The organism is Janthinobacterium breve, from assembly GCF_051380895.1.
In the GTDB taxonomy this organism is placed as follows: Bacteria; Pseudomonadota; Gammaproteobacteria; order Burkholderiales; family Burkholderiaceae_D; genus Janthinobacterium.
Map to the genome: position 1 here is coordinate 79,181 of NZ_JBNYXY010000011.1, position 21,234 is coordinate 100,414.

Below are 21,234 nucleotides of genomic sequence, written 5' to 3' on the forward strand. Positions count from 1 at the left end.
TGCCCTAGATCCCGCCCATGCAGATGTACTTAATGACGAGATAGTCTTCGATACCGTAGGTCGACCCTTCACGGCCCAGGCCCGATTGCTTGACGCCACCGAAGGGGGCGATCTCGTTCGAGATCAGGCCCGTGTTGACGCCAACCATGCCCGTTTCCAGGCCTTCAGCCACGCGCCAGATGCGGCCGATGTCGCGCGAATAGAAGTAGGCGGCCAGGCCGAATTCCGTGTTGTTGGCCAGGGCGATGACTTCATCGTCGGTCTTGAAGCGGAACAGCGGCGCCAGCGGGCCGAAGGTTTCTTCCGTGGCCACGCGCATGTCGTTCGTCACGTCGGCGATGATGGTCGGCTCGAAGAAGCCGTTGCCCAGCGCATGGCGCTTGCCGCCGGCCAGCAGCCGGCCGCCCTTGGCCAAGGCATCGGCCACGTGCTCTTCCACCTTGGCGACGGCCTTGGCGTCGATCAGCGGGCCTTGCGTGACGCCCGCCTCGATGCCATTGCCCACCTTCAGCTTGGCCACGGCGGCCACCAGCTTCTGGGCGAAGGCGTCATATACGCTGTCCTGCACGTACAGGCGGTTGGCGCAGACGCAGGTTTGGCCCGCATTGCGGTATTTCGAGGCGATGGCGCCTTCCACTGCCGCGTCCAGGTCGGCGTCGTCGAAGACAATGAACGGCGCATTGCCGCCCAATTCCAGCGACAGCTTCTTGATCGTTGGCGCGCACTGCTCGGCCAGCAAACGACCCACCTGGGTCGAGCCCGTAAACGTCAACTTGCGCACGATGGGGTTTGACGTCATTTCGCCGCCGATGTCTTTCGGCGCACCCGTGACGATGCTGAACACGCCGGCGGGCACGCCCGCGCGCTCGGCCAGCACGGCCAGCGCCAGCGCGGAAAACGGTGTTGCTTCGGCCGGTTTCAAGACCATCGGGCAGCCGGCGGCCAGGGCCGGGCCGACTTTGCGCGTGATCATGGCGGCGGGGAAATTCCACGGCGTGATGGCGGCGCACACGCCGATCGGCTCCTTGGTGATGACCAGGCGGCGGTCCGGCCACGGCGATTGCAGGGTATCGCCCGCCACGCGCTTGCCTTCTTCCGCAAACCACTCGATGAACGAGGCGCCAAACTGCACCTCACCCTTCGCTTCCGGCAAAGGCTTGCCCTGCTCGGTGGTCATGATCAGTGCCAGGTCGTCGGCGTTTTCCAGAATCAGGTCATGCCAGCGGCGCAGCACGGCCGCGCGCTCCTTGGCCGTCTTCTTGCGCCAGGCGGGCCAGGCGGCATTGGCCGCCTCGATGGCGCGGCGCGTCTCGGCGGCGCCCATCAGGGGCACCGTGCCAATATGCTCGCCGGTGGCGGGATTGCTCACATTAATCGTCTGGCCACCGTCGGCATCAGCCCAGGCTCCATTCACGTAAGCCTGGTGACGCAACAAGGTAGGATCTTTCAACTGCAGCATATGGATCTCCGGTCTGGTTTGAATTATCGACGAGGGATACTATGCCACAGCGCGGCCGATTCCGCAGGCGCTGCGCTGAACTGCCCCAAGCTCTACTCGACCTTGAAAGACGACAGTTTCGGGTCCGGCGCCGGGTATTCCAGCTTCATGCCCTGCAGGGTTTCCAGCAGCAGGGAGGCGACCACCAGGTTGCGCTGGGTCTTGGAGTTCGATGGCACCACATACCACGGCGCGTGATCGGCATCGGTCTCGCGGATCGCCGTTTCATAGGCGCGCTGGTAGCCATCCCACTTCTTGCGCTGGGCAATATCGTTGGGATCGAACTTCCACTGGCGGTCGGGATCATCGAGCCGCTCCTGCAGCCGTCCGCGTTGCTCGTCCTTGGAGATATGCAGGAAAATTTTCAGGATGACGGTGCCCGTTTCGCTCAGCATGCGCTCGAAATCGCGGATCTGCGCGTAGCGGCGCTGGCATTCGGCCTTGTCGATCATGTCCTGCACGCGCGTGATCAGCACATCTTCGTAGTGGCTGCGGTTGAAGATGGCGATCTCGCCCTTCACGGGCACATGCTGGTGCACGCGCCACAGGTAGTCGTGCGCCAGTTCGATATCGGTAGGGCCCTTGAACGCCACGGCGCGGATGCCCATCGGATTGATATTGCTGAAGATCGCCTTGACGGTACCATCCTTGCCCGAGGTATCCATGCCCTGCAACACCAGCAGCACCTTTTTCTTGTGCTGCGCATACAGCATGCTCTGACACTCGGCAATCTGCGCCGTCAGCGCCACGGTTTCCTCGCGATCAATGGCCTTGCACTGGGCCGCCGTCAGCTTCTTGTTCGCCGCCTTGGTGGCGGCGCCCAGCAGGCGCTTGCCGGCGAAATCCTCGTTCAGGTCGAAGCCGTGGCCGGCACGGAATTGCGTACGCGCCTTCATGCTGCCACCGCCAGCTTGCGGTGCTCGATTTTCGTGCAGTGGTCCATCACCACCTCCAGCCCGGCCGCCCGCGCCAGTTGTGCCGCCGCCTCGTTGATGATATCGAGCTGCAGCCACAAACAGCCCGCCTTGACGGCAATGGCTTCCTCGGCGATGGGCAAAATATCCTCGGCTTTGCGGAAGCAATCGACGATGTCGATGCGCGCCGGCGCGACAAATGCCGCCGCTTCGCGCAGGGTGGCATAGGCGCGCTGGCCCAGCACTTCTTTGCCAGCGAGGGCCGGATTGACGGGCAGCACGCGGTAGCCATGCTGCAGCAGGTATGCAGCCACTTCGTGGCTGGCGCGTTCCGGCTTGTCGGACATGCCGACGATGGCGATAATGCGGCTGTCTTGCAGGATGCGGGCGATGTTGGACATATTCGGGTCTATGAGGCGTGCGACATTGCCCGCCTAGCGTAGCAGATTCCCGCCCTATCGGGAGCTAGCCAGAAGACTTAGCCGCACGCACGGCCGCCATCTTCGCCACGAAAGCCTGCGCGCGCGCCGTCACGGCTGCATAGTCGCCCGTGGCGCCCGGTCCACTCAGGCTGCTGCCGATGCCCACGGCCACGGCGCCGCTGGCGAACCATTCATGCAGGTTTTCCACCGTGACGCCGCCCGTCGGCATCAACGGCACTTGCGGCAACGGCGCGCGCAGGGCCCTGATGTAGGCGGGGCCGAACATCTCGGCGGGGAAGACCTTGACGATGTCGGCGCCCGCCTGCAGGGCCGTGACGATTTCCGTCGGCGTCATCGCGCCCGGCATGGCCAGCACCTGGTAGCGCTGGCACAGCGCGATGGTTTCCACGTTCACGCCGGGCGAGATGATGAACTGGGCGCCTGCCAGGATGGCGGCGCGCGCCGTCTCGGTATCGAGCACCGTGCCCGCCCCCAGCAGCACGTCATGACCATGACGTTCGCGCAGAGTGCGCAGCACGCCCAGGGTGTCGGGCGTGGTGAACGCCACTTCCAGCGCCGTGATGCCGCCGGCGATGCACGCCTCGGCGATCTGCACGGCCGCCTGCGCCGAGCCGGCGCGCACAATGCCCACCATGCCCCGTGTGAGGATGCCCTCAAAAACCATGTGCTTTTGCATCTGCTCTCTCCTGTCAGGCCGGCAGGGCGCCAAAGCGCACTTCCGGCAAGCCGCGCAAGCCAGGCTGGCGCGCATGAAACAATCCCCCGGCCAACGGTTCGCTCGCCAGCTGCGCCGACGTCAAACTCTCCTGAGCGGTGGTGACGAACAATTCGTCGTAGTGCGGCCCCCCCAGGCTCACGCAACTGGGCTGCGACACGGGCAAGGTGATCGCGCGCTCGACGCTGCCGTCCGGCGCGAAGCGCAAGACCCTGCCCGCCCCCCATTGCGCGCTCCACAGGTGGTCGTGCGCGTCGATGGTGGCGCCATCGGCGGCGCCCGGCCCCGGTTCGAGCACGGCAAAGACGCGCACCCGGCTGGCGTCGCCCCCCAGGTAATCGTCCCAGCGGTAGATCGCCTTTTTCATCGAATCGCAGAAATACATGGCCGTGCCATCGACGTTGAAGCAGATACTGTTCGAGATGGCGACCGCCGGCAGCGGCAAACGTTCCAGCGTCAAGTCCAGGTTGAGGCGATAGAAGCTGGCAATCGCATCGCGGCAGGGGCGTTCGTCCAGCGTACCGAAAATAAAGCGCCCCTGGCGGTCGCAGCGGCCATCGTTCAGGCGCGTCATGGGCAAGTCCCCCTCCACCGTGTGCAGTGGCGTGATGGCCCCGCTGCGCGCGTCAAACCACGCCAGGCGCGAGGCCAGTCCCAGCAGCAGCACCTCGTCACTATCCGTCAGCGCGAAACACGCCAGGCGCTCGGGCATGCTCCAGCTCTGGCGTTCGCCCGTGGCCAACACCAGCGCATGCAGCTGGCAGCCTTCGATATTCGTCCAGAAAACGCGCCCGCTGCGTTCGCACCAGCGTACGCCCTCGCCCAGGAAGTTCTGCGCATCGACCAGTAATTGGGCCCGTGTCCCCATCATTTTTCCTTGTTTTTCAGTGTGATTCGCGCGGAACCGCCGAGCCACGGCAGCCGACGAGAAAATCCAGGTCCGCGCCTTCGTCGGCCTGCGTCACGTGCTTGATGTACATAGCCTGATAGCCGCCCTTCATGGCCGGTTCAGGAGCGCGCCACTCTTCGCGCCGGCGCGCCAGCTCGGCCTCGTCGACATCCAGGTGCAAACGCCGTCCCGCCACGTCGAGTTCAATCATGTCGCCATCGCGCACCAGCGCCAGCGGCCCGCCGACGGCCGCTTCCGGCGCCACGTGCAGCACCACCGTGCCGTAGGCCGTGCCGCTCATGCGCGCATCCGAGATGCGCACCATGTCGCGCACGCCCTGCTCCAGCAGTTTTTTCGGCAACCCCATATTGCCCACTTCCGCCATGCCCGGATAGCCCTGCGGGCCACAATTTTGCAGCACCATCACGCAGCTGGCATCGATATCGAGGGCGGGATCGTCGACGCGCTTTTTATAATGCTCGATGCTGTTGAAGACAACGGCGCGGCCACGGTGCTGCATCAGTTCGGGCGAGGCGGCGGAAGGCTTGATGACGGCGCCGCGCGGGGCCAGGTTGCCATGCAGGACGGCGATGCCGCCCTCGTCCTTGAATGGCTGCGCCAGCGGCGTGATCACCTCGGGATTGAAATTTTCCGCTTCGGCCACGTTGACGGCCATGCTGGCGCCCGTGACGGTGAGCGCGTCGCCATTCAGTTTGCCCAGCAAGTCGCGGATGATCACGGGCAAGCCGCCCGCATAGTAAAAATCTTCCATCAGGTACTGGCCCGACGGCATCAGGTTGAGAAGGCAGGGAATGTCGCGGCCCAGGCGGTCCCAGTCGGCCAGGCGCATGTCCACGCCGATACGCCCGGCAATGGCCAGCAGGTGGATCACGGCATTCGTCGAGCCGCCGATGGCGCCGTTGACCATGATGGCGTTTTCAAACGCGTCGCGCGTGAGGATCTGCGACAGTTTCAGGTCTTCATGCACCATGTCGACGATGCGCCGGCCCGTCAGCTGCGCCTGCAGCTTGCGGCGCGCATCGACGGCGGGAATGGCGGCGTTGCCGGGCAGGGTGACGCCCAGCGCCTCGACCATGCTGGCCATGGTGGATGCCGTGCCCATGGTCATGCAGTGGCCGGCGGAGCGCGACATGCACGATTCGGCCTGCTTGAATTCGGCGGACGTCATGCGCCCGGCGCGCACGTCTTCGGAAAACTTCCACACGTCGGTGCCCGAACCGATCGGTTTGCCGCGATAATTCCCGTTCAGCATGGGGCCGCCCGACAGCACGATGGTGGGCAAGTCCACGCTGGCCGCGCCCATCAGCAGGGCCGGGGTGGTCTTGTCGCAGCCCGTCAACAGCACCACGCCATCGATCGGGTTGGCGCGGATCGATTCCTCGACATCCATGCTGGCCAGGTTACGGAACAGCATGGCCGTCGGGCGCAGATTCGTCTCGCCCAGCGACATCACGGGAAATTCGACGGGAAAACCGCCCGCTTCGAGCACACCGCGCTTGACCATCTCGGCCAGGTCGCGGAAATGGCCATTGCAGGGCGTCAGCTCGGACCAGGTATTGCAGATGCCGATGACGGGACGGCCATCGAAGGCATCGCCGGGATAACCCTGGTTCTTCATCCAGCTGCGGTGAATAAAACTGTCCTTGTCGTCGCCGCCAAACCATGCTTGCGAACGCAAGGGACGCTTGTTCTTGTTGTCACTCATACCGTCTCCTGCCGGGAAATCAAGCCGCGCGCGGCGGCGATCAGCAGCGCACCGTGACCGGCCAGATGGGCTTGCTGCTGGTCGTCGACGATGATGCGCTTGCCATAAAAAAATCCATGTTCTTCGATCAGCAAGCCGAGTGCCTGGCGCAACATGGGCTTGCCGGTAATGACGAGCGGCGTATCGGGCCGCATCTGGATGGCGGTGCTGTTGCGCAGCGCCAGCAAGTCGCCGCTGAGGACGGCGCCCATCAGGAAATTGGCCCGCTCATTGCATTCGACGGCGCTGAACTGGCCCAGGGTGCGCACGCTGAAGCAGGCGCGCGCCAGTCCCGTTTTTTGCGCCGCGGCCGCGCCGGCCAGCAGCATTTTCGGCACCAGGGTCTGCGCAAAACCGCCATCGACCGATTGCTTGATCAGGGTGTGCTGGGTGATCGCCTGCAGCAGCTCGCCCGCGATGGTGGTGCTGCAGCCGAGGATGCGGCGCTGCTCGTCCACGCTGATCAATTTGGTATGCGAACCGGGCATGATCAAGGTCGCCGCACCGCGCAACTGCAGGCGCTCGAGCAGGGCGACGACTTCCGTCTCTTCGCCGCGCATCATGTCCATCGCCTCGACGTTATGCAGGCCGACGGCGCCATGCTGGTTGCGCACGCCGGGGATCAGCCACAGGGGCTGCGCCAGCACGTCGGGCAAGTCCACCGCCTGCATGCCTTGCGCCAGCTGGGCCAGGCCGGCAGGCGCCGGCAAGTGTGGCACTTCCTGCACGCCCATGGGCGAGGTGATCATGCCCGAGGCCAGCGCCAGGTCCACCTCGAACGGCGCGATGCCCGCGCTGGCCAGCACGCTGGCGATGGTGTCGCGCAGCGCCTGTTTCAGCGCACCGTTATGGCCATCGATGGCGGTATTGCGCACGCCCGTTTCCAGCTGCGCCTGGGCGATGACGGCGCCCGCGCGCCACAGCAAGGTACGCGTATTGGTGGTGCCGGCATCGATGGTGAGTATGTTCATGGGCAGATTCGCAGCGTCGGTAAGGGCAAAAACAAATGAGGAAAAACTACCCCATGGTAGAACTGCCCCGCATATCTGACCAATCACTTATTTGACATCATTGATACCGGTTCGGATATGTCAAACGCATCAATATCCTGCACGCCCAGACGGTAGGCGAGCTTGAAGCGCATCACCTGTCCCGGCAGCAATTGCACGTCCTGCGCCAGCAGGGAAAAACAGCGCGTATCGGAATACAGATGGCAACTTTCCTGGGTACTGGAAAAACGCAAGACCCGGCCCGACGCAGGGTCGGCAACCCGTGCCGCCTCGCGCAACTGGCCGCTGCTCGTCCAGTAAAAGTCATGCCGGAACCCAGTTAAATGCGCCAATGCCGGCCAGGCCAGGCGAGAAGCGAGGGGCGCCGGCTGGCGGAAGTCAAAGGCGCTGCCCGCCACATCAAGCGGCGCCTCGCCCGTGCGGCCCCCCGGCCAATAGCGATCAGCGGCCAGGCGCAGCACATGGTCGGCCACGGCAGCCCCCCTGCCCTGCAGATTGAAGCGGGGCGCCGCAAGCGCAAAACGGGAAGCCGTCTCGGCCGTGGCGACGCAGTCGAGGTGCAGGCTGCCATCCTCGTCGAGCCGGTAAGCCAGGCGCACCGACAGGCCGTCTTGTGTCAGGCGCAACAGCAAGTGGCCGTCGTCCGGCGGCGCGCACTGCCAGCCCGTGGGCGCACGCGCCGCAGGGGGCACCGCGCCCAACACATCGGCCAGGCGGCCATAGCGGTCGGGCGCCCACCAGGCCCGCACGCTGGCATCGTGCGCGTCGATGGCCACGCGCATGCCGCGCCCGTTGCGCAGGGTATGCATCATGGCGCCTGTCCGGGGGCGGGCGGTGGCTGGCTGCGCTGCTGGAATTCGCGCGGCGTGCAACCGAGTTCGCGCTTGAAGACGGCATGCATGTACTGCACCGTGGTAAAGCCGCAACGCACGGCCACCTCGGCCACCTGTCCCGGCCCACGCGCCAGCAAAGTCTTGGCCGCATCGAGTTTGAAATGCAGGATTTCATCGTGCACGCTGCGCCCCAGCTCGTGGCGAAAGTGCGCTTCGAGCGAGGAGCGCGACACGCCCACGTAATCGGCCACCTGCTCCGTCTTGATGCCCTGGCAGGCATACTGGCGGATGAAATGGCGCGCCTGCATCACCTGCGGATGCTGAAAGGGCTGGTGGCGCGTGGAAGCGAGCACGTTCAGGCCGGCCGGCGGCACCAGGATGCGCGTGCCGGACAGGCGCGCGCCGTTGAGCATCTGGTGCAGCAAATGCGCCGCCGTGCGGCCCATTTCCTCGGTACCCTGGATCACGGAACTGAGCGGAATGCGCGTGAGCATGCGCGCCAGCGGGTCGTTGTCGATGCCGATCAGGGCGACTTGCTCCGGCACGGCGATGCCCGCGTGCATGCAGGCTTGCAGCAGCTGGCGCGCACGCGCATCGCTGACGGCGATGATGCCGACGGGTTTTTCCAGGCTGTTGAGCCAGGCGATCTGCTGCTCCACCGCTTCGTCCCACGAAGGCGCGCTGGTGGCGACGCCCCGGTACACGTCGGCGCGCATGTGATCGCGCTCCATCAATGCGCAAAACGCCGTTTCGCGCTCCTGCGCCCAGCGGTTGACATCGGCCTCGGGCAGGCTGAAACAGGCAAAGCGCGTCAGGCCCGCTTCCACCAGGTGTTCATAGGCCAGCTTGACGATCTTGAAATTATCGGTCGCCACGTACGGGATGCCGGCAGGGTAATCCTCGGCGCGCGCATACGAGCCGCCCACGGCCACCACCGGCAGGCGGCTGTGCGCCAGCGCCGCGCAAACGGCGGGATCGTCGAAATCGGCGATGATGCCGTCGCCCTGCCAGCGCTCGATGCCGGGCAGGCGGCAGCGAAAATCCTCTTCCAGGAACAGGTCCCACGACACGCGCGTGGTGTTCAGGTAGGCGGCGATACCCGCGATGATGTCGCGGTCGTAGATTTTATTCCCGTTAAACAGCAGCGCGATCCGGTGCGCGGTCGGCATCTTCATGGTGTCTCCTCCCGTGCCAGATCGTTTCACGGCTATCTGCGCCCTGCTCGCGTGCTGACATCGACCCACACGGCCAAAGTGAGGATACTGCCTTTCACGATCATCTGCCAGTAGGTGTCCACGTCCAGCATGGACATGCCGTTATCCAGGCTGGCCATCACCAGCGCGCCGATCAGGGCGCCGTACACGGTGCCCGAGCCGCCGCGCATCGAGGTGCCGCCGATGAAGCAGGCGGCGATGGCATCGAGTTCGCTGAAGGTGCCGGCCGAGGGCGAACCGGCCGCCAGGCGGCCCGTATTGATCAGGCCTGCCAGCGCACACATCAAACCCATGATGCCGAAGATCCACAGCTTGACGGCTTTCACGTTGATGCCGGACAAGCGCGTCGCTTCCATATTGCTGCCCACGGCGTAGATGCGGCGGCCGAACACGGTCTGGCTGGTGATGTAGCTGAACAGTCCCAGCAAGGCCAGCAGCAACAGCACGGGCAGCGGGATGCCTTCATAGCCGTTCAGGGTCTGCACGAACGCATACAGCACGGCGCCGATGACAGCCAGGCGCAAGCCATCGGCCCAGGGCGCCGTCTGCGGCAAGCCGTGTTGCGCGCGGCTGGCGCGCGCGCGCCAGGTCAGGAAGGCCGCCAGCAGGAACAGGCCGATGCCCAGCGCGATGCCGGGCAAGGCGGGCAGATAGCCCTGTCCCAGGTACACCAGCGGCTCGGAAACGGGCGCGATCGTGATGCCGCCCGTGATGCCCAGCAGGATGCCGCGATACGCCAGCATGCCGCCCAGACCCACAATGAAGGACGGGATGCCCCGGTACGCCGTCAGGTAGCCATTCAAGAGACCGATCACCAGACCGCAGCCGAGTACCGCCGCCAGATTCAGCGCCAGCGGCCAGTGCTGCGTCACATCCAGCACGGCGGCGATGCCGCCCAACAGTCCCAGCAAGGAGCCGATCGACAGGTCGATCTCGCCGGCGATAATCACCAGCACCATGCCGCAGGCGAGGATGCCGGTGACGGACATCTGGCGCAGCAGATTCGACAGGTTGCGCGGCGTGAGGAAACTGCCCTCTGTCTTCCACGAAAAGAAGGCCCAGATCAGCGCCACCGCGATCAGCAGGGCCAGCATCTTGTATTGGGTGAACAGCTGTTTGATACTGTGCGGTTTCATGCTGCGGGTTCCTTGTAGGCGGTAGGGGCGGCGGGCGCCGGGTGCTGGGCCAGCGCCGCCGCCAGCACGGTTTCCTGACTCAGGCCATCGTTGATAAAGTCGCCGCGCAGCCGGCCTTCGCCCATCACCAGCACGCGGTCGGATACGCCCAGCACTTCGGCCAGCTCCGACGAGACCATGATGATGGCCACGCCCTGGTCGGCCAGCGCCAGCATCAATTTGTAGATTTCATATTTGGCACCTACGTCGACGCCACGCGTGGGTTCGTCGAGGATCAAGACGCGCGGGCGCGTCAGCAGCATCTTCGCCAGCACGGCCTTTTGCTGGTTGCCGCCCGACAGGCTCGTAATGGGCAGCGACGGACTGGCTGCCTTCAGTTCCAGCTGGGCGATCTCGCCGCGCACGGCCGTCAATTCCGCCTCGCCATCGATGCGCGTGGCGCGCGCAAACTGGCCCAGCACCGACAAGGTGATGTTCTGGCCCACGTCCAGGTCGGGCACGATGCCGTGGTGCTTGCGGTCTTCCGGCACCATGGCCAGGCCCATGGCGATGGCCTTCTGCGGAGACGAGGTGTCGATCTGGCGCCCATCGAGCCACACTTCGGCCTGGCACGGCCCCTGGTAGGCACCGAACAGGGCCGAGACGAGTTCCGTGCGTCCCGCCCCCACCAGGCCGGCGATGCCGAGGATCTCGCCTTTGCGCAGGGTGAATGACACATCGTCGACGCGCTTGCGCCGCGGGTTGTCGGCATCGATGCAGGTGACGTGGCGCGCCTCGAACAACACCTCCCCGATCGCGTCTTTTTTCGTACGCTGCGGATACAACTGGCTCATTTCGCGGCCCACCATCTGCGCGATGATGCGTTCCACATTCATCTGCGCCATCGGCGTGGTGGCGATATGCTTGCCATCGCGGATGACGACGATGGTGTCGCAGATGGCCGCCACTTCATCGAGCTTGTGCGAAATATAGATGCAGGTGACGCCCTTGGCTTTCAGGGCGCGCAGGATATCGAGCAGCACGGCGATTTCCGAGGCCGTCAGCGACGACGACGGTTCGTCCAGAATCAGCAAGCGCGCATTCTTGTTGAGCGCCTTGGCGATTTCCACCAGCTGCTGGTGGCCGCCGCCGTAATTCATCACGGGCTGCGCCACGTTCAGTTCGGGAATTTTCAGTTCGCGCAGCAGCTCGTCGGCGCGCTTGTACATGGCCGCGTAATGCATGCGCCCGCCCGGCAGGGTAAGCTCGCGGCCCATGAAGATATTCTCGGCCACGGACAGCTGCGGCACCAGCATCAGTTCCTGGTGGATGATGATGATGCCCGCGTCTTCCGTGTCGCGGATCGACTGCGCGCGCAGGGGTTGGCCATCCCACAGGATCTCGCCATCCCAGGTGCCGTGCGGGTAGACGCCGGACAGCACCTTCATCAGGGTCGACTTGCCGGCGCCATTCTCGCCGCACAGGCCGATGCACTCACCCGCCCGCACCTGCAGGTCGATGCCGTCAAGCGCGCGGACACCGCCAAACTGTTTGACGATGCCTTTCATTTCAAGAAGATATTCAGACATGCTCACTCTCGTTGCGGATTAACAGAAATCAGGGGTCAGTCCCTGCGGGATCGGAGTGCGTCCCATTGGGGCGTACTCCCCCGGCGGGTCTGACCCCTGCTTTTAGTTGCCCAACTGAGCTTTGGTATAAAAGCCGTCGTCGACGAGAATGTTCACATTTGCCTTGGTCAGCGGTGTTGGTTTCAGCAGCACCGTGCTGACTTTTTTCAGGCCGTTGTCATAGCTGGAGTTGTAGGCCGGCTTTTCATTGCGCGCCAGCTGGATGGCCAGCTTGGCCGCCTCCGAAGCGATGGTTTTCAGCGGTTTGTAGACGGTCATCGACTGCGTGCCGGCGATGACGCGTTTCACCGCCGCCAGGTCGGCATCCTGGCCCGAGACCGGCACCTTGCCAGCGAGTTTTTGCGCGGCCAGCGCCTGGATGGCGCCGCCGGCCGTGCCGTCGTTCGAGGCGACGATGGCGTCGATCTTGTTGCCGTTGGCCGTCAGCGCGTTTTCCACGATGGACAGCGCTTCGGTGGCGCTCCAGTCCTTCACCCACTGCTGACCGACGATCTTGATGTCGCCCTTGTCGATGAACGGTTTCAGTACCTTCATCTGGCCTTCGCGCAGCATCTTGGCATTGTTGTCGGTCGGCGAACCGCCCAGCAGGTAGTAATTGCCCTTCGGCTGCAGCTTGGTCACGCCTTCGGCCTGCATCTCGCCCACTTTCTCGTTGTCGAACGAGATATACGCGTCGATATCGGCGTTCAGGATCAGGCGGTCATACGACAGCACCTTGATGCCGGCCTTTTTCGCTTCCTTGACGGTGTTGTTGAGGACTGTGGCGTTGAACGGCACGATCACCAGCACGTCCACACCGCGCGAGATCAAGTTCTCGATCTGCGAAATCTGGCGCTGTTCGCTGGCGTCTGCCGACTGCACGAACACCTTGGCGCCCTGTTTCTCGGCGGCGGCGATGAAGAAATCGCGGTCGCGCGTCCAGCGCTCTACGCGCAGATCGTCGATGGAAAAGCCAATCTTCGGGTTTTTCGCATCGGCCAGGGCGGCGCTGCTTGTCAATGCCAGCATGGCGGTCATGATGGCTGCACTGATGATCTTGTTCATTACGTGTCTCCTTGTTGGATTTTTTTAACGACGTTTTTTCACTACGGGTGTTGCGGCTTCATAAATCAGTGGTTATGGCGTGGCAGGGTCTGTCCCACGGCGCGGTATTTCAGTGCCAGCTCCATGCAAGCGCCCGTTTCCAGCTGGCCCACGCTGGCGCGGTACATCTCCTGCCACGGCGTGGCGCTGTCGTTGACTGGCGGCGGCAACTCCTGCGCGCGACGCGCCAGCTCAAAGGCATCGACCAGCATGTCGCAGCGGCCTGCGCTCAAGTCCACGCGGACGATGTCGCCCGTGCGCAGCAGCGCCAGGCCGCCGCCCACGGCGCTTTCCGGCGAGGCGTTCAGGATCGAAGGGCTGTCCGAGGTGCCCGACTGGCGCCCGTCGCCCAGTGTCGGCAAATTCAGGATGCCCGCCTTGAGCAAGGCATCGGGCGGCTGCATGTTGACCACTTCGGCAGAACCGGGCCAGCCCACGGGACCGGCGCCGCGCATGACCAGCATGCAGCTATCGTCAATCGCCAATGCCGGATCGTTGATGCGCGCGTGGTAGTCGTTTGAACCGTCAAAGACGATGGCGCGCGCCTCGAACACGCCTACACTGCCAGGCGTGCTCAGGTAGCGCTCACGGAAAGCGGGCGAGATCACGCTGGTCTTCATGATGGCAAAGTCAAACAGGTTGCCCTGCAAGGCCATGAAACCGGCCTTTTCCTTCAATGGCGCGGCAAACGGGCGGATCATCTCGCGGTCCGCGCTTTCGCACCCGGCCAGATTGGCCGCCATCGTCTGGCCCGTGACGGTGGGGCGCTCCGTATGCAGCAAACCCGCCTGCTGTAACTCCCACATCACGGCCGGCACGCCGCCGGCGCGGTGGAAGCGCTCGCCCAAATACTTCCCGGCCGGCTGCATGTTCAGGAGCAGCGGCACGTCGTAGCCGTGCTCCATCCAGTCGCTCGAATACAACTCCACGCCCGCATGGCGGGCCATAGCCATCAGATGCGGTTGCGCGTTGGTCGAGCCGCCGATGGCAGCATTGACGATGATGGCGTCCAAGAATGCTTCACGCGTGAGTATGCTCGATGGACGGACGTCCTCGAACGCCAAGTCGACAATGCGCCGCCCCGTGGCATAGGCGATCTGGCCCCGTTCACGGTACGGCGCGGGAATGGCCGAGCAGCCCGTCAGCGACATGCCCAGCGCTTCGGCCAGCGCATTCATGGTCGATGCCGTGCCCATGGTATTGCAGTGGCCGGCCGACGGCGCCGAGGCGGCGGCTATCTGCAGGAATTTGTCGTTGTCGATCAAGCCGGCAGACAACTGGCGGCGGCCCTTCCAGATGGCGGCGCCAGAACCCACCAGTTCACCGTCCATCCAGCCATCGAGCATGGGGCCGCCCGACAGCACGATGGCGGGAATGTCTACCGTGGCGGCAGCCATCAGCTGGGCTGGCGTGGTCTTGTCGCAACCGGTGGTCAGCACCACGGCATCGATCGGATAGCCGTGCAAGATCTCCACCAGGCCCAGATACGCCAGATTGCGGTCCAGCGCGGCGGTGGGGCGGCGGCAATTTTCAAAGATCGGGTGCAGCGGGAATTCCATGGGAATGCCGCCCGCGTCGCGGATGCCGTCGCGCACGCGCTGCGCCAGTTCCAGGTGAATGCGGTTGCAGGGACTGATATCGCTGCCGCTTTGCGCAATGCCGATGATGGGCCGGCCCGAACGCAGCTCCTCGGCCGTGATCCCGTAGTTCATGAAGCGTTCCAGGTACAGCGCTGTCATGTCAATGTGGTCGGGATTGTCGAACCAGTCTTGCGAGCGGAAGCGCCGCGCCGGGCGTTGGGCTGGAATGTTCATGCTCCGTACCAGCCTGCGTCGACGTAGTATTCGCGCCCCGCGCACTTGGCCGCGTTATCGGACGCGAGAAACAGCGCCAGCGCCGCCACGTCTTCCGGCTCCACGCGCGTTTGCAGGCATTGTCCCTGCAGGATCACCGCTTCCGCTTCCGGCGTATGCCACAGCTTTTCCTGGCGCGGCGTGCGTACGGCCCCGGGAATGATGCAGTTGACGCGGATGCCATGCACGCCCAAGTCGCGCGCCAGGCCACGGGTCAAGCCCTCGATGCCGGCTTTCGCCGTCATGTAGATCGACAGCTTAGCTTGCGCCAGGTGCCAGGAAATCGATCCCAGATTGAGGATCACGCCGTTGCCCTTGGCGCGCATGGCAGGCGCCACTGCCTGCGCGCAGAAATACTGGTGGCGCAGGTTGACGGCGATGCGCTCATCCCAGTAGGCGGGCGTGACATCCTGCAACTGGTGGCGGTCGTCATTGGCCGCGTTGTTGATGAGGATATCGGTGCCACCGCTGGCGTTCTCGATCTCGGCGAAGGTGGCGGCCAGCGCACCCAGGTCCGTCAGGTCGCAATAGCGGAAAACGGGCGGCTGCGGCAAGTGCGCCAGCTGTTCCTGCAGCGCCAGCGACGCCTCGCGGGCGATGTCGAGAAAGGTGACGTGGGCGCCCTGGCGCGCGAACGCCTCGACGATGGCTACGCCGATGCCGGTGCCGCCGCCCGTGATGACGACGCGCTGACCTGCCAGGCTGGGGTAAGTTGCATGCTGCATGGTGTCTCTCTTCTTAAAATTATCGGATCAAAGCAAACCGCGTTGGGCCAGGTTCTGGTACAGCGCGCGCACGCCAAACGTCCAGGGAGGGATCGCATCGCAGCACTGCACTTCGTTGACCAGCGCACCCAGTGCGGCGCTGGCGATGGTGACCCGGTCGCCCAGGTGGTGCGTAAAGCCGCCGCCCTGCGCGCCGCGGTCCTTCACGGGCGAGAACATGGTGCCGAGGAACAGCATGAAACCGTCGGGATACTGGTGGTACTGGCCGGCCGTCTGGCGCACCAGGTCCAGCGGGTCACGGCTGATTTCGCGCATGAAGCTGGCGCCTTCGAGGACAAAGCCGTCGTCCGCGCCTTCGATCAGTAGCGACACTTCCGCCTGGCGCACGGTATCGAGCGTGAAGCCTTCGTCAAACAGGCGGATGAAGGGGCCGATGGCGCAGGAGCCGTTGTTATCCTTGGCCTTGCCCAGCAAGAGGGCGCTGCGCCCTTCGATATCGCGCAGGTTGACGTCGTTGCCCAGGGAAGCCCCCAGTACCTCACCGCGGCTGTTCACGGCCAGGACGATCTCCGGCTCGGGGTTGTTCCAGGCGGACGATGGCAGCAGCCCCACCTGCGCGCCGCAGCCGACGGAAGACATGGGCTGCGCCTTGGTAAACACTTCCGCATCGGGGCCGATCCCCACTTCCATGTACTGCGACCAGGCACCGCGCTGCTGCAACTGCTGTTTCAGCCGCTGCGCCGCATCCGAGCCAGGCTTCAATGCAGACAGATCGCTGCCCAGGGTCGATTGCAGGGCGGCGCGCAAGCTCGCCGCGCGTGCCGCGTCGCCCCCCGCCTGTTCTTCGATCACCCGTTCCAGCAGGCTGACGGCGAAGGTCACGCCACACGCCTTGACAGCCTACAGGTCGCACGGCGCCAGCAGCAGCGGCTCGCCTGCCGGCGCGGCCAGCGCCTGCGCCATCAGCGCCTGCACGGGGCCGAGCGCGATACCCGGCGCATGGCGGGCGATATCGAGCGCATCGCTGCGCTCGAACAGCTCGGCCACCGTCGCTACCGTCTGCGTAATGTCCACCACTTCACCGCCGCGCACGGCGACGACGCATGGGCCATCACGCCAGATGCGGCCGATGAGGAGGGCCTGCGCTACGTCAGCGGGCAACAGGGAGGCGGGAGAAATCGGCAGCATGGCGGCTTTCAAAAGAGCGTGACGGGATGGCTGGTCTTCAAGTTCGGACCGATTCTGCGCGCCGGCCTGTGTCGCCGCAATTACGAAAATCACCAAATTGGATGATGATTATTGGTATTGCAACGCACCAAAAAAAGCCGCTACCCGGCCCCCGTGCCTGCCCTGTCCGCAGGCGGGAAGGGGCGGCATGGCGCATTGCACCAATTAGCCCATTGATACCGTTTTGGATATCGCCGATGCGAAAAAAGTGATTGGTGAGGGATGGATGGACAAACTAGTATCAGCCGTGGCCTGCAATCGGCCATCCGCACGGAGCCCGCCCACTGGGACGACGGCCCTGGCACATTCAACTATCGAAGACGGTGGAGACCTGAAATGAAAACAACAATGAAAATGCTGACCGCGAGCCTGGCGCTGGCCATCTCCGGCATGGCCGTAATGCCCATGGCAAGTGCCGCCGACAAGGGCGCCATCGGCATCTCGATGCCGACCAAGTCGTCCATGCGCTGGATCGCCGACGGCGACAACATGGTGAAGGTATTCAAGGAGCGCGGCTACAAGACGGACTTGCAGTTTGCCGACGACGATATCCCGAACCAACTGGCGCAGGTGGAAAACATGATCACCAAGGGCGCCAAGGTGCTGGTGATCGCCGCCATCGACGGCACCACACTGTCGAACGTGCTGCAAAAGGCGGCCGACAAGGGCATCAAGGTCATTTCGTATGACCGTCTGATCCGCGGCACGAAAAACATCGATTACTACGCCACCTTCGACAACTTCCAGGTCGGCGTGCTGCAAGCTGGCTATATCGAATCGGCGCTGAAACTCAAGGAAGGCAAAGGTCCGTTCAATATCGAACTGTTCGGCGGCTCGGCCGACGACAACAATGCGCACTTCTTCTACAACGGCGCGCTGTCGGTCCTGAAACCCTACATCGACAGCGGCAAGCTGGTGGTACGCTCGAAACAGATGGGCATGGAAAAGGTCGCCACCCTGCGCTGGGATGGCGCCGTGGCGCAGGCGCGCATGGACAACTTGCTCAGCGCCTACTACGGCAATGCGCGCGTCGACGCGGTGCTGTCGCCGTATGACGGCTTGAGCATCGGCATCCTGTCGTCGCTCAAGGGCGTCGGCTACGGCACGCCGAAACAGCCCTTCCCCGTCGTGACGGGCCAGGATGCGGAAATCCCGTCGGTGAAATCGATCATCCGCGGCGAACAGGCATCGACCGTGTTCAAGGACACGCGCGAACTGGCCAAGGTGACGGCGAACATGGTCGACGCCATGATGTCGGGCAAGGTACCGACCGTCAACGATACGAAGACCTACAACAACGGCGTGAAAGTCGTACCGTCCTATCTGCTCAAACCCGTCACCGTCGACAAGGCGAACTGGAAGCAGGTGCTGGTCACCGGCAGCGGCTACTACACGGAAGCGCAAGTGAAATAAGCATCAAGGTACTGAAGGCCCGGCGCTGCCGGGCCTTTCGCTTCATGCACGATCAAGAACAAGACTGCCGCACGACCCGCCGACCAGCGCGGCCGTGCCAGAGAGGTTATATGACGAACACTATCCTGGAAATGCGCGGGATACGCAAAACATTCCCGGGCGTCGTTGCGCTCGACAATGTCAACCTGCGGGTGCGCAGCGGCGAGATCCACGCCATCGTCGGCGAAAACGGCGCCGGCAAATCGACCCTGATGAAAGTGCTGAGCGGCGTCTACGGCCATGGCAGCTATACGGGCGACATCGATTACCTGGGCCAGACGCGGCACTTCCGCGGCATCAAGGACAGCGAAGAAATCGGCATCATCATCATTCACCAGGAACTGGCGCTGGTGCCGCTGCTGTCGATCGCCGAAAATATCTTTCTCGGCAACGAACCGGCCCGCATGGGCGTCATCGACTGGGAATACGCGCAAACGAAGACGCGCGAACTGCTGCACAAAGTTGGCCTGAAGGAATCGCCCGACACCCTGATCACCAATCTGGGCGTGGGCAAGCAGCAGCTGATCGAAATCGCCAAGGCGCTGTGCAAGGACGTCAAGCTGCTCATCCTCGACGAACCGACGGCCAGCCTGAACGAAAGCGACAGCGCGGCCCTGCTCGACCTGCTGCTGGACCTGAAACGCCAGGGCATCGCATCGATCCTGATCTCGCACAAGCTCAATGAAATTTCACGGGTCGCCGACGCCATCACGGTGCTGCGCGACGGGAACACGGTCGACAGTTTCGACTGCCGCATCGAACCCGTCAGCGAAGACCGCATCATCGAGAAAATGGTCGGGCGCGAGATGGCAGACCGCTATCCGCCGCGCACGCCCACCATCGGCGAGACCATTTTCGAGGTGCGCGACTGGCGCGTGTTCCATCCTGAGCATGCCGACCGCCCCGTCATCAAGGGCATCAGCATGCATGCCAAAAAGGGCGAAATTATCGGCATCGCCGGCTTGATGGGATCTGGGCGCACGGAACTGGCGATGAGCATTTTCGGGCGCGCCTATGGCCAGCGCATCAGCGGTACGGTGCTCAAGAATGGCCAGGAAATCGACGTCAGCACCATCGGCAAGGCGATCGCCCATGGTCTCGCGTATGTCACCGAAGACCGCAAGGGCCTGGGCTTGATCTTAGAAGAAGACATCAAGAAAAACACCAGCCTGGGCCAACCTGGACGCGGTATCGACCCGCACGGTCATCGACGAGGCGCGCGAGTTTGGCGTGGCCGACGAGTTCCGCCGCAAGCTCAAAATCCGCTGTTCGAGCATCCTGCAAAAAGTGGTCAATCTGTCCGGCGGCAACCAGCAGAAAGTGGTGCTGGCGAAGTGGCTGTTTTCGCGCCCCGACATCCTGATTCTCGATGAGCCGAGCCGCGGCATCGACGTCGGTGCCAAGTACGAGATCTACAGCATCATCAGCGAGCTGGCCGCCGAAGGCAAATGCATCATCATGATTTCCTCGGAAATGCCGGAATTGCTGGGCATGTGCGACCGGATCTATGTCATGAACGAAGGCCGCTTCGCGGCCGAACTGAGCGCAGCAGAAGCATCGCAGGAGCGAATCATGCGCGCGATCGTTACACACGGAGAAAACAATGGACAATAAACTAACAGCGGGAGCGGCGGCAGGCGCCACCACCGGCACTGCGCCGGCCGCGAAGAGCTATGCCGGCTTCTTGAAAAACAATATGCGCGACTACGGCATGCTGCTCTCCCTGATCGTCATCATGGGCTTTTTCCAGTACATGACCGACGGCACCCTGATGCAGCCGCTGAACCTGACCAACCTGGTGCTGCAAAACAGCTACATCGTCATCATGGCGCTGGGCATGCTGATGGTCATCGTGGCCGGCCATATCGATTTATCCGTTGGCTCGGTGGTCGGCTTCGTCGGCGCGCTGGCGGCGGTCCTGATCGTCAACTACCACATGAATTTTGTCGCCGCCAGCATCATCTGCCTGATCGCCGGCGCCGTCATCGGCGGCGCACAAGGGTATTTTGTCGCCTTTTTCAAGATCCCGTCCTTCATCGTCACCCTGGCCGGCATGCTGGTATTCAAGGGCCTGACCCTGGCACTGCTGGCAGGCCAGTCGGTCGGCCCCTTCCCGGAAGGCTTCCAGATGCTCAGCTCGGGCTTCCTGCCCGACCCGTTCGGCGGCGAAAACCTGCGCGGCCTGTCGCTGCTGCTGGGCGTGATCGCCGCTGCGGCGCTGATCATCACCTCGCTGCGCAGCCGCGCCAAGCAACTGAAGCACGGCATGGAAAACGAACCGCGCGCCTTCTTCCTGCTGAAAAACGCCATCTTCGCCGCCGTGATGGTGTATTTCAGCTACCTGCTGGCGTCGTACCGCGGCTTTCCCAACGTGCTGGCCGTGATGTCGCTGCTCATCGTCGCCTACACCTTCATTACCAACCGCACCGTGCTGGGCCGCCGCGTGTACGCCGTCGGCGGCAACGAGAAGGCGGCGCGCCTGTCAGGCATCAAGACGGAACGGGTCAGCTTCTACACCTTCGTCAACATGGGCATGCTGGCCGCGCTGGCGGGCCTGATCTTCGCGGCGCGCCTGAACACGGCCACGCCAAAAGCAGGCACGGGTTTCGAGCTGGACGTGATCGCCGCCTGCTTCATCGGTGGCGCCTCGGCCTCGGGTGGCGTGGGCAAGGTAATGGGAGCCGTCATCGGCGCCTTCATCATGGGCGTAATGAACAACGGCATGTCCATCATGGGCATCGGCATCGACTACCAGCAAGTGATCAAGGGCCTGGTGCTGCTGGCAGCCGTCTTCATCGACGTGATCAACAAGAACAAGTGACCGGTTCGAGCCTTAGGGGGCTCAGGCC

General features: G+C 63.7%; 16 protein-coding genes and 2 pseudogenes. 3 read left to right on the plus strand and 15 right to left on the minus strand.

The window, feature by feature from the left end; genetic code table 11:
• Positions 1-4: 4 nt before the first annotated feature.
• The 15 genes and pseudogenes from gabD to ACQ4W0_RS22610 all read right to left on the minus strand — a co-directional run bounded on the left by gabD (position 5) and on the right by ACQ4W0_RS22610 (position 16,894).
• Positions 5-1,459: an NADP-dependent succinate-semialdehyde dehydrogenase gene (gene gabD, locus ACQ4W0_RS22540; protein WP_436578783.1), complete on the minus strand. Its 1,455-nt coding sequence runs from the start codon at positions 1,457-1,459 to the stop codon at positions 5-7.
• A 92-nt stretch (positions 1,460-1,551) separates the two neighbouring features.
• The gene (locus ACQ4W0_RS22545) at positions 1,552-2,394 is read right to left on the minus strand and encodes a PPK2 family polyphosphate kinase (RefSeq protein WP_436578784.1); all 843 of its coding nucleotides are present in this window, start codon (positions 2,392-2,394) and stop codon (positions 1,552-1,554) included.
• The gene (locus ACQ4W0_RS22550) at positions 2,391-2,813 is read right to left on the minus strand and encodes a CoA-binding protein (RefSeq protein WP_436578785.1); all 423 of its coding nucleotides are present in this window, start codon (positions 2,811-2,813) and stop codon (positions 2,391-2,393) included. The genes ACQ4W0_RS22545 and ACQ4W0_RS22550 overlap by 4 nt, the downstream gene beginning before the upstream one ends.
• Before the next feature lie 64 nt (positions 2,814-2,877).
• Positions 2,878-3,531: a bifunctional 2-keto-4-hydroxyglutarate aldolase/2-keto-3-deoxy-6-phosphogluconate aldolase gene (locus ACQ4W0_RS22555; RefSeq protein WP_436578786.1), complete on the minus strand. Its 654-nt coding sequence runs from the start codon at positions 3,529-3,531 to the stop codon at positions 2,878-2,880.
• 13 nt (positions 3,532-3,544) lie between these two features.
• Entirely contained in the window at positions 3,545-4,441 is an 897-nt protein-coding gene (locus tag ACQ4W0_RS22560) for an SMP-30/gluconolactonase/LRE family protein (protein WP_436578787.1), read from the minus strand.
• Positions 4,442-4,454: 13 nt separating this feature from the next.
• Positions 4,455-6,185, minus strand: coding sequence for an L-arabinonate dehydratase (gene araD / locus ACQ4W0_RS22565; RefSeq protein ID WP_436578788.1), 1,731 nt, complete (start codon positions 6,183-6,185; stop codon positions 4,455-4,457).
• The gene (locus tag ACQ4W0_RS22570; RefSeq protein ID WP_436578789.1) at positions 6,182-7,195 is read right to left on the minus strand and encodes a 2-dehydro-3-deoxygalactonokinase; all 1,014 of its coding nucleotides are present in this window, start codon (positions 7,193-7,195) and stop codon (positions 6,182-6,184) included. The genes araD and ACQ4W0_RS22570 overlap by 4 nt, the downstream gene beginning before the upstream one ends.
• Positions 7,196-7,278: 83 nt before the next feature.
• A complete protein-coding gene (locus tag ACQ4W0_RS22575) occupies positions 7,279-8,046 on the minus strand; it encodes an aldose epimerase family protein (protein WP_436578790.1) in 768 nt (255 codons plus the stop codon).
• Positions 8,043-9,242 carry a XylR family transcriptional regulator gene (locus tag ACQ4W0_RS22580; RefSeq protein WP_436578791.1) on the minus strand — a complete coding sequence of 400 codons (1,200 nt, stop codon included), beginning with the start codon at positions 9,240-9,242 and terminating at the stop codon, positions 8,043-8,045. The genes ACQ4W0_RS22575 and ACQ4W0_RS22580 overlap by 4 nt, the downstream gene beginning before the upstream one ends.
• A gap of 32 nt (positions 9,243-9,274) precedes the next feature.
• The gene (locus tag ACQ4W0_RS22585; RefSeq protein ID WP_436578792.1) at positions 9,275-10,417 is read right to left on the minus strand and encodes a sugar ABC transporter permease; all 1,143 of its coding nucleotides are present in this window, start codon (positions 10,415-10,417) and stop codon (positions 9,275-9,277) included.
• On the minus strand, positions 10,414-11,985 hold the full coding sequence (xylG, locus tag ACQ4W0_RS22590) for a D-xylose ABC transporter ATP-binding protein (protein WP_436578793.1): 1,572 nt from the start codon (positions 11,983-11,985) through the stop codon (positions 10,414-10,416). The genes ACQ4W0_RS22585 and xylG overlap by 4 nt, the downstream gene beginning before the upstream one ends.
• A gap of 102 nt (positions 11,986-12,087) precedes the next feature.
• The gene (gene xylF, locus ACQ4W0_RS22595) at positions 12,088-13,062 is read right to left on the minus strand and encodes a D-xylose ABC transporter substrate-binding protein (protein WP_101484799.1); all 975 of its coding nucleotides are present in this window, start codon (positions 13,060-13,062) and stop codon (positions 12,088-12,090) included.
• A 92-nt stretch (positions 13,063-13,154) separates the two neighbouring features.
• Positions 13,155-14,942 (minus strand): IlvD/Edd family dehydratase, encoded by a 1,788-nt coding sequence (locus tag ACQ4W0_RS22600; protein WP_436578794.1) that lies wholly within the window; start codon positions 14,940-14,942, stop codon positions 13,155-13,157.
• Complete coding sequence (gene xylB / locus ACQ4W0_RS22605) at positions 14,939-15,706, minus strand: D-xylose 1-dehydrogenase (RefSeq protein WP_436578795.1); 768 nt, start codon at positions 15,704-15,706, stop codon at positions 14,939-14,941. Before xylB ends, ACQ4W0_RS22600 begins: the two co-directional genes overlap by 4 nt.
• 27 nt (positions 15,707-15,733) lie before the next feature.
• A pseudogene (locus tag ACQ4W0_RS22610) lies at positions 15,734-16,894 on the minus strand (fumarylacetoacetate hydrolase family protein).
• A 429-nt stretch (positions 16,895-17,323) separates the two neighbouring features.
• On the opposite strand from ACQ4W0_RS22610, the gene chvE reads away from it, so the two are divergent.
• The 3 genes and pseudogenes from chvE (at position 17,324) to mmsB (ending at position 21,206) form a co-directional block, all read left to right on the plus strand.
• Positions 17,324-18,346, plus strand: a complete 1,023-nt coding sequence (chvE, locus tag ACQ4W0_RS22615) for a multiple monosaccharide ABC transporter substrate-binding protein (RefSeq protein ID WP_436578940.1) — start codon at positions 17,324-17,326, stop codon at positions 18,344-18,346.
• 110 nt (positions 18,347-18,456) lie between these two features.
• Positions 18,457-19,999: pseudogene (mmsA, locus tag ACQ4W0_RS22620) on the plus strand (multiple monosaccharide ABC transporter ATP-binding protein).
• Complete coding sequence (gene mmsB / locus ACQ4W0_RS22625; protein ID WP_436578796.1) at positions 19,989-21,206, plus strand: multiple monosaccharide ABC transporter permease; 1,218 nt, start codon at positions 19,989-19,991, stop codon at positions 21,204-21,206. Before mmsA ends, mmsB begins: the two are co-directional and overlap by 11 nt.
• The last annotated feature ends 28 nt before the right edge of the window (positions 21,207-21,234 follow it).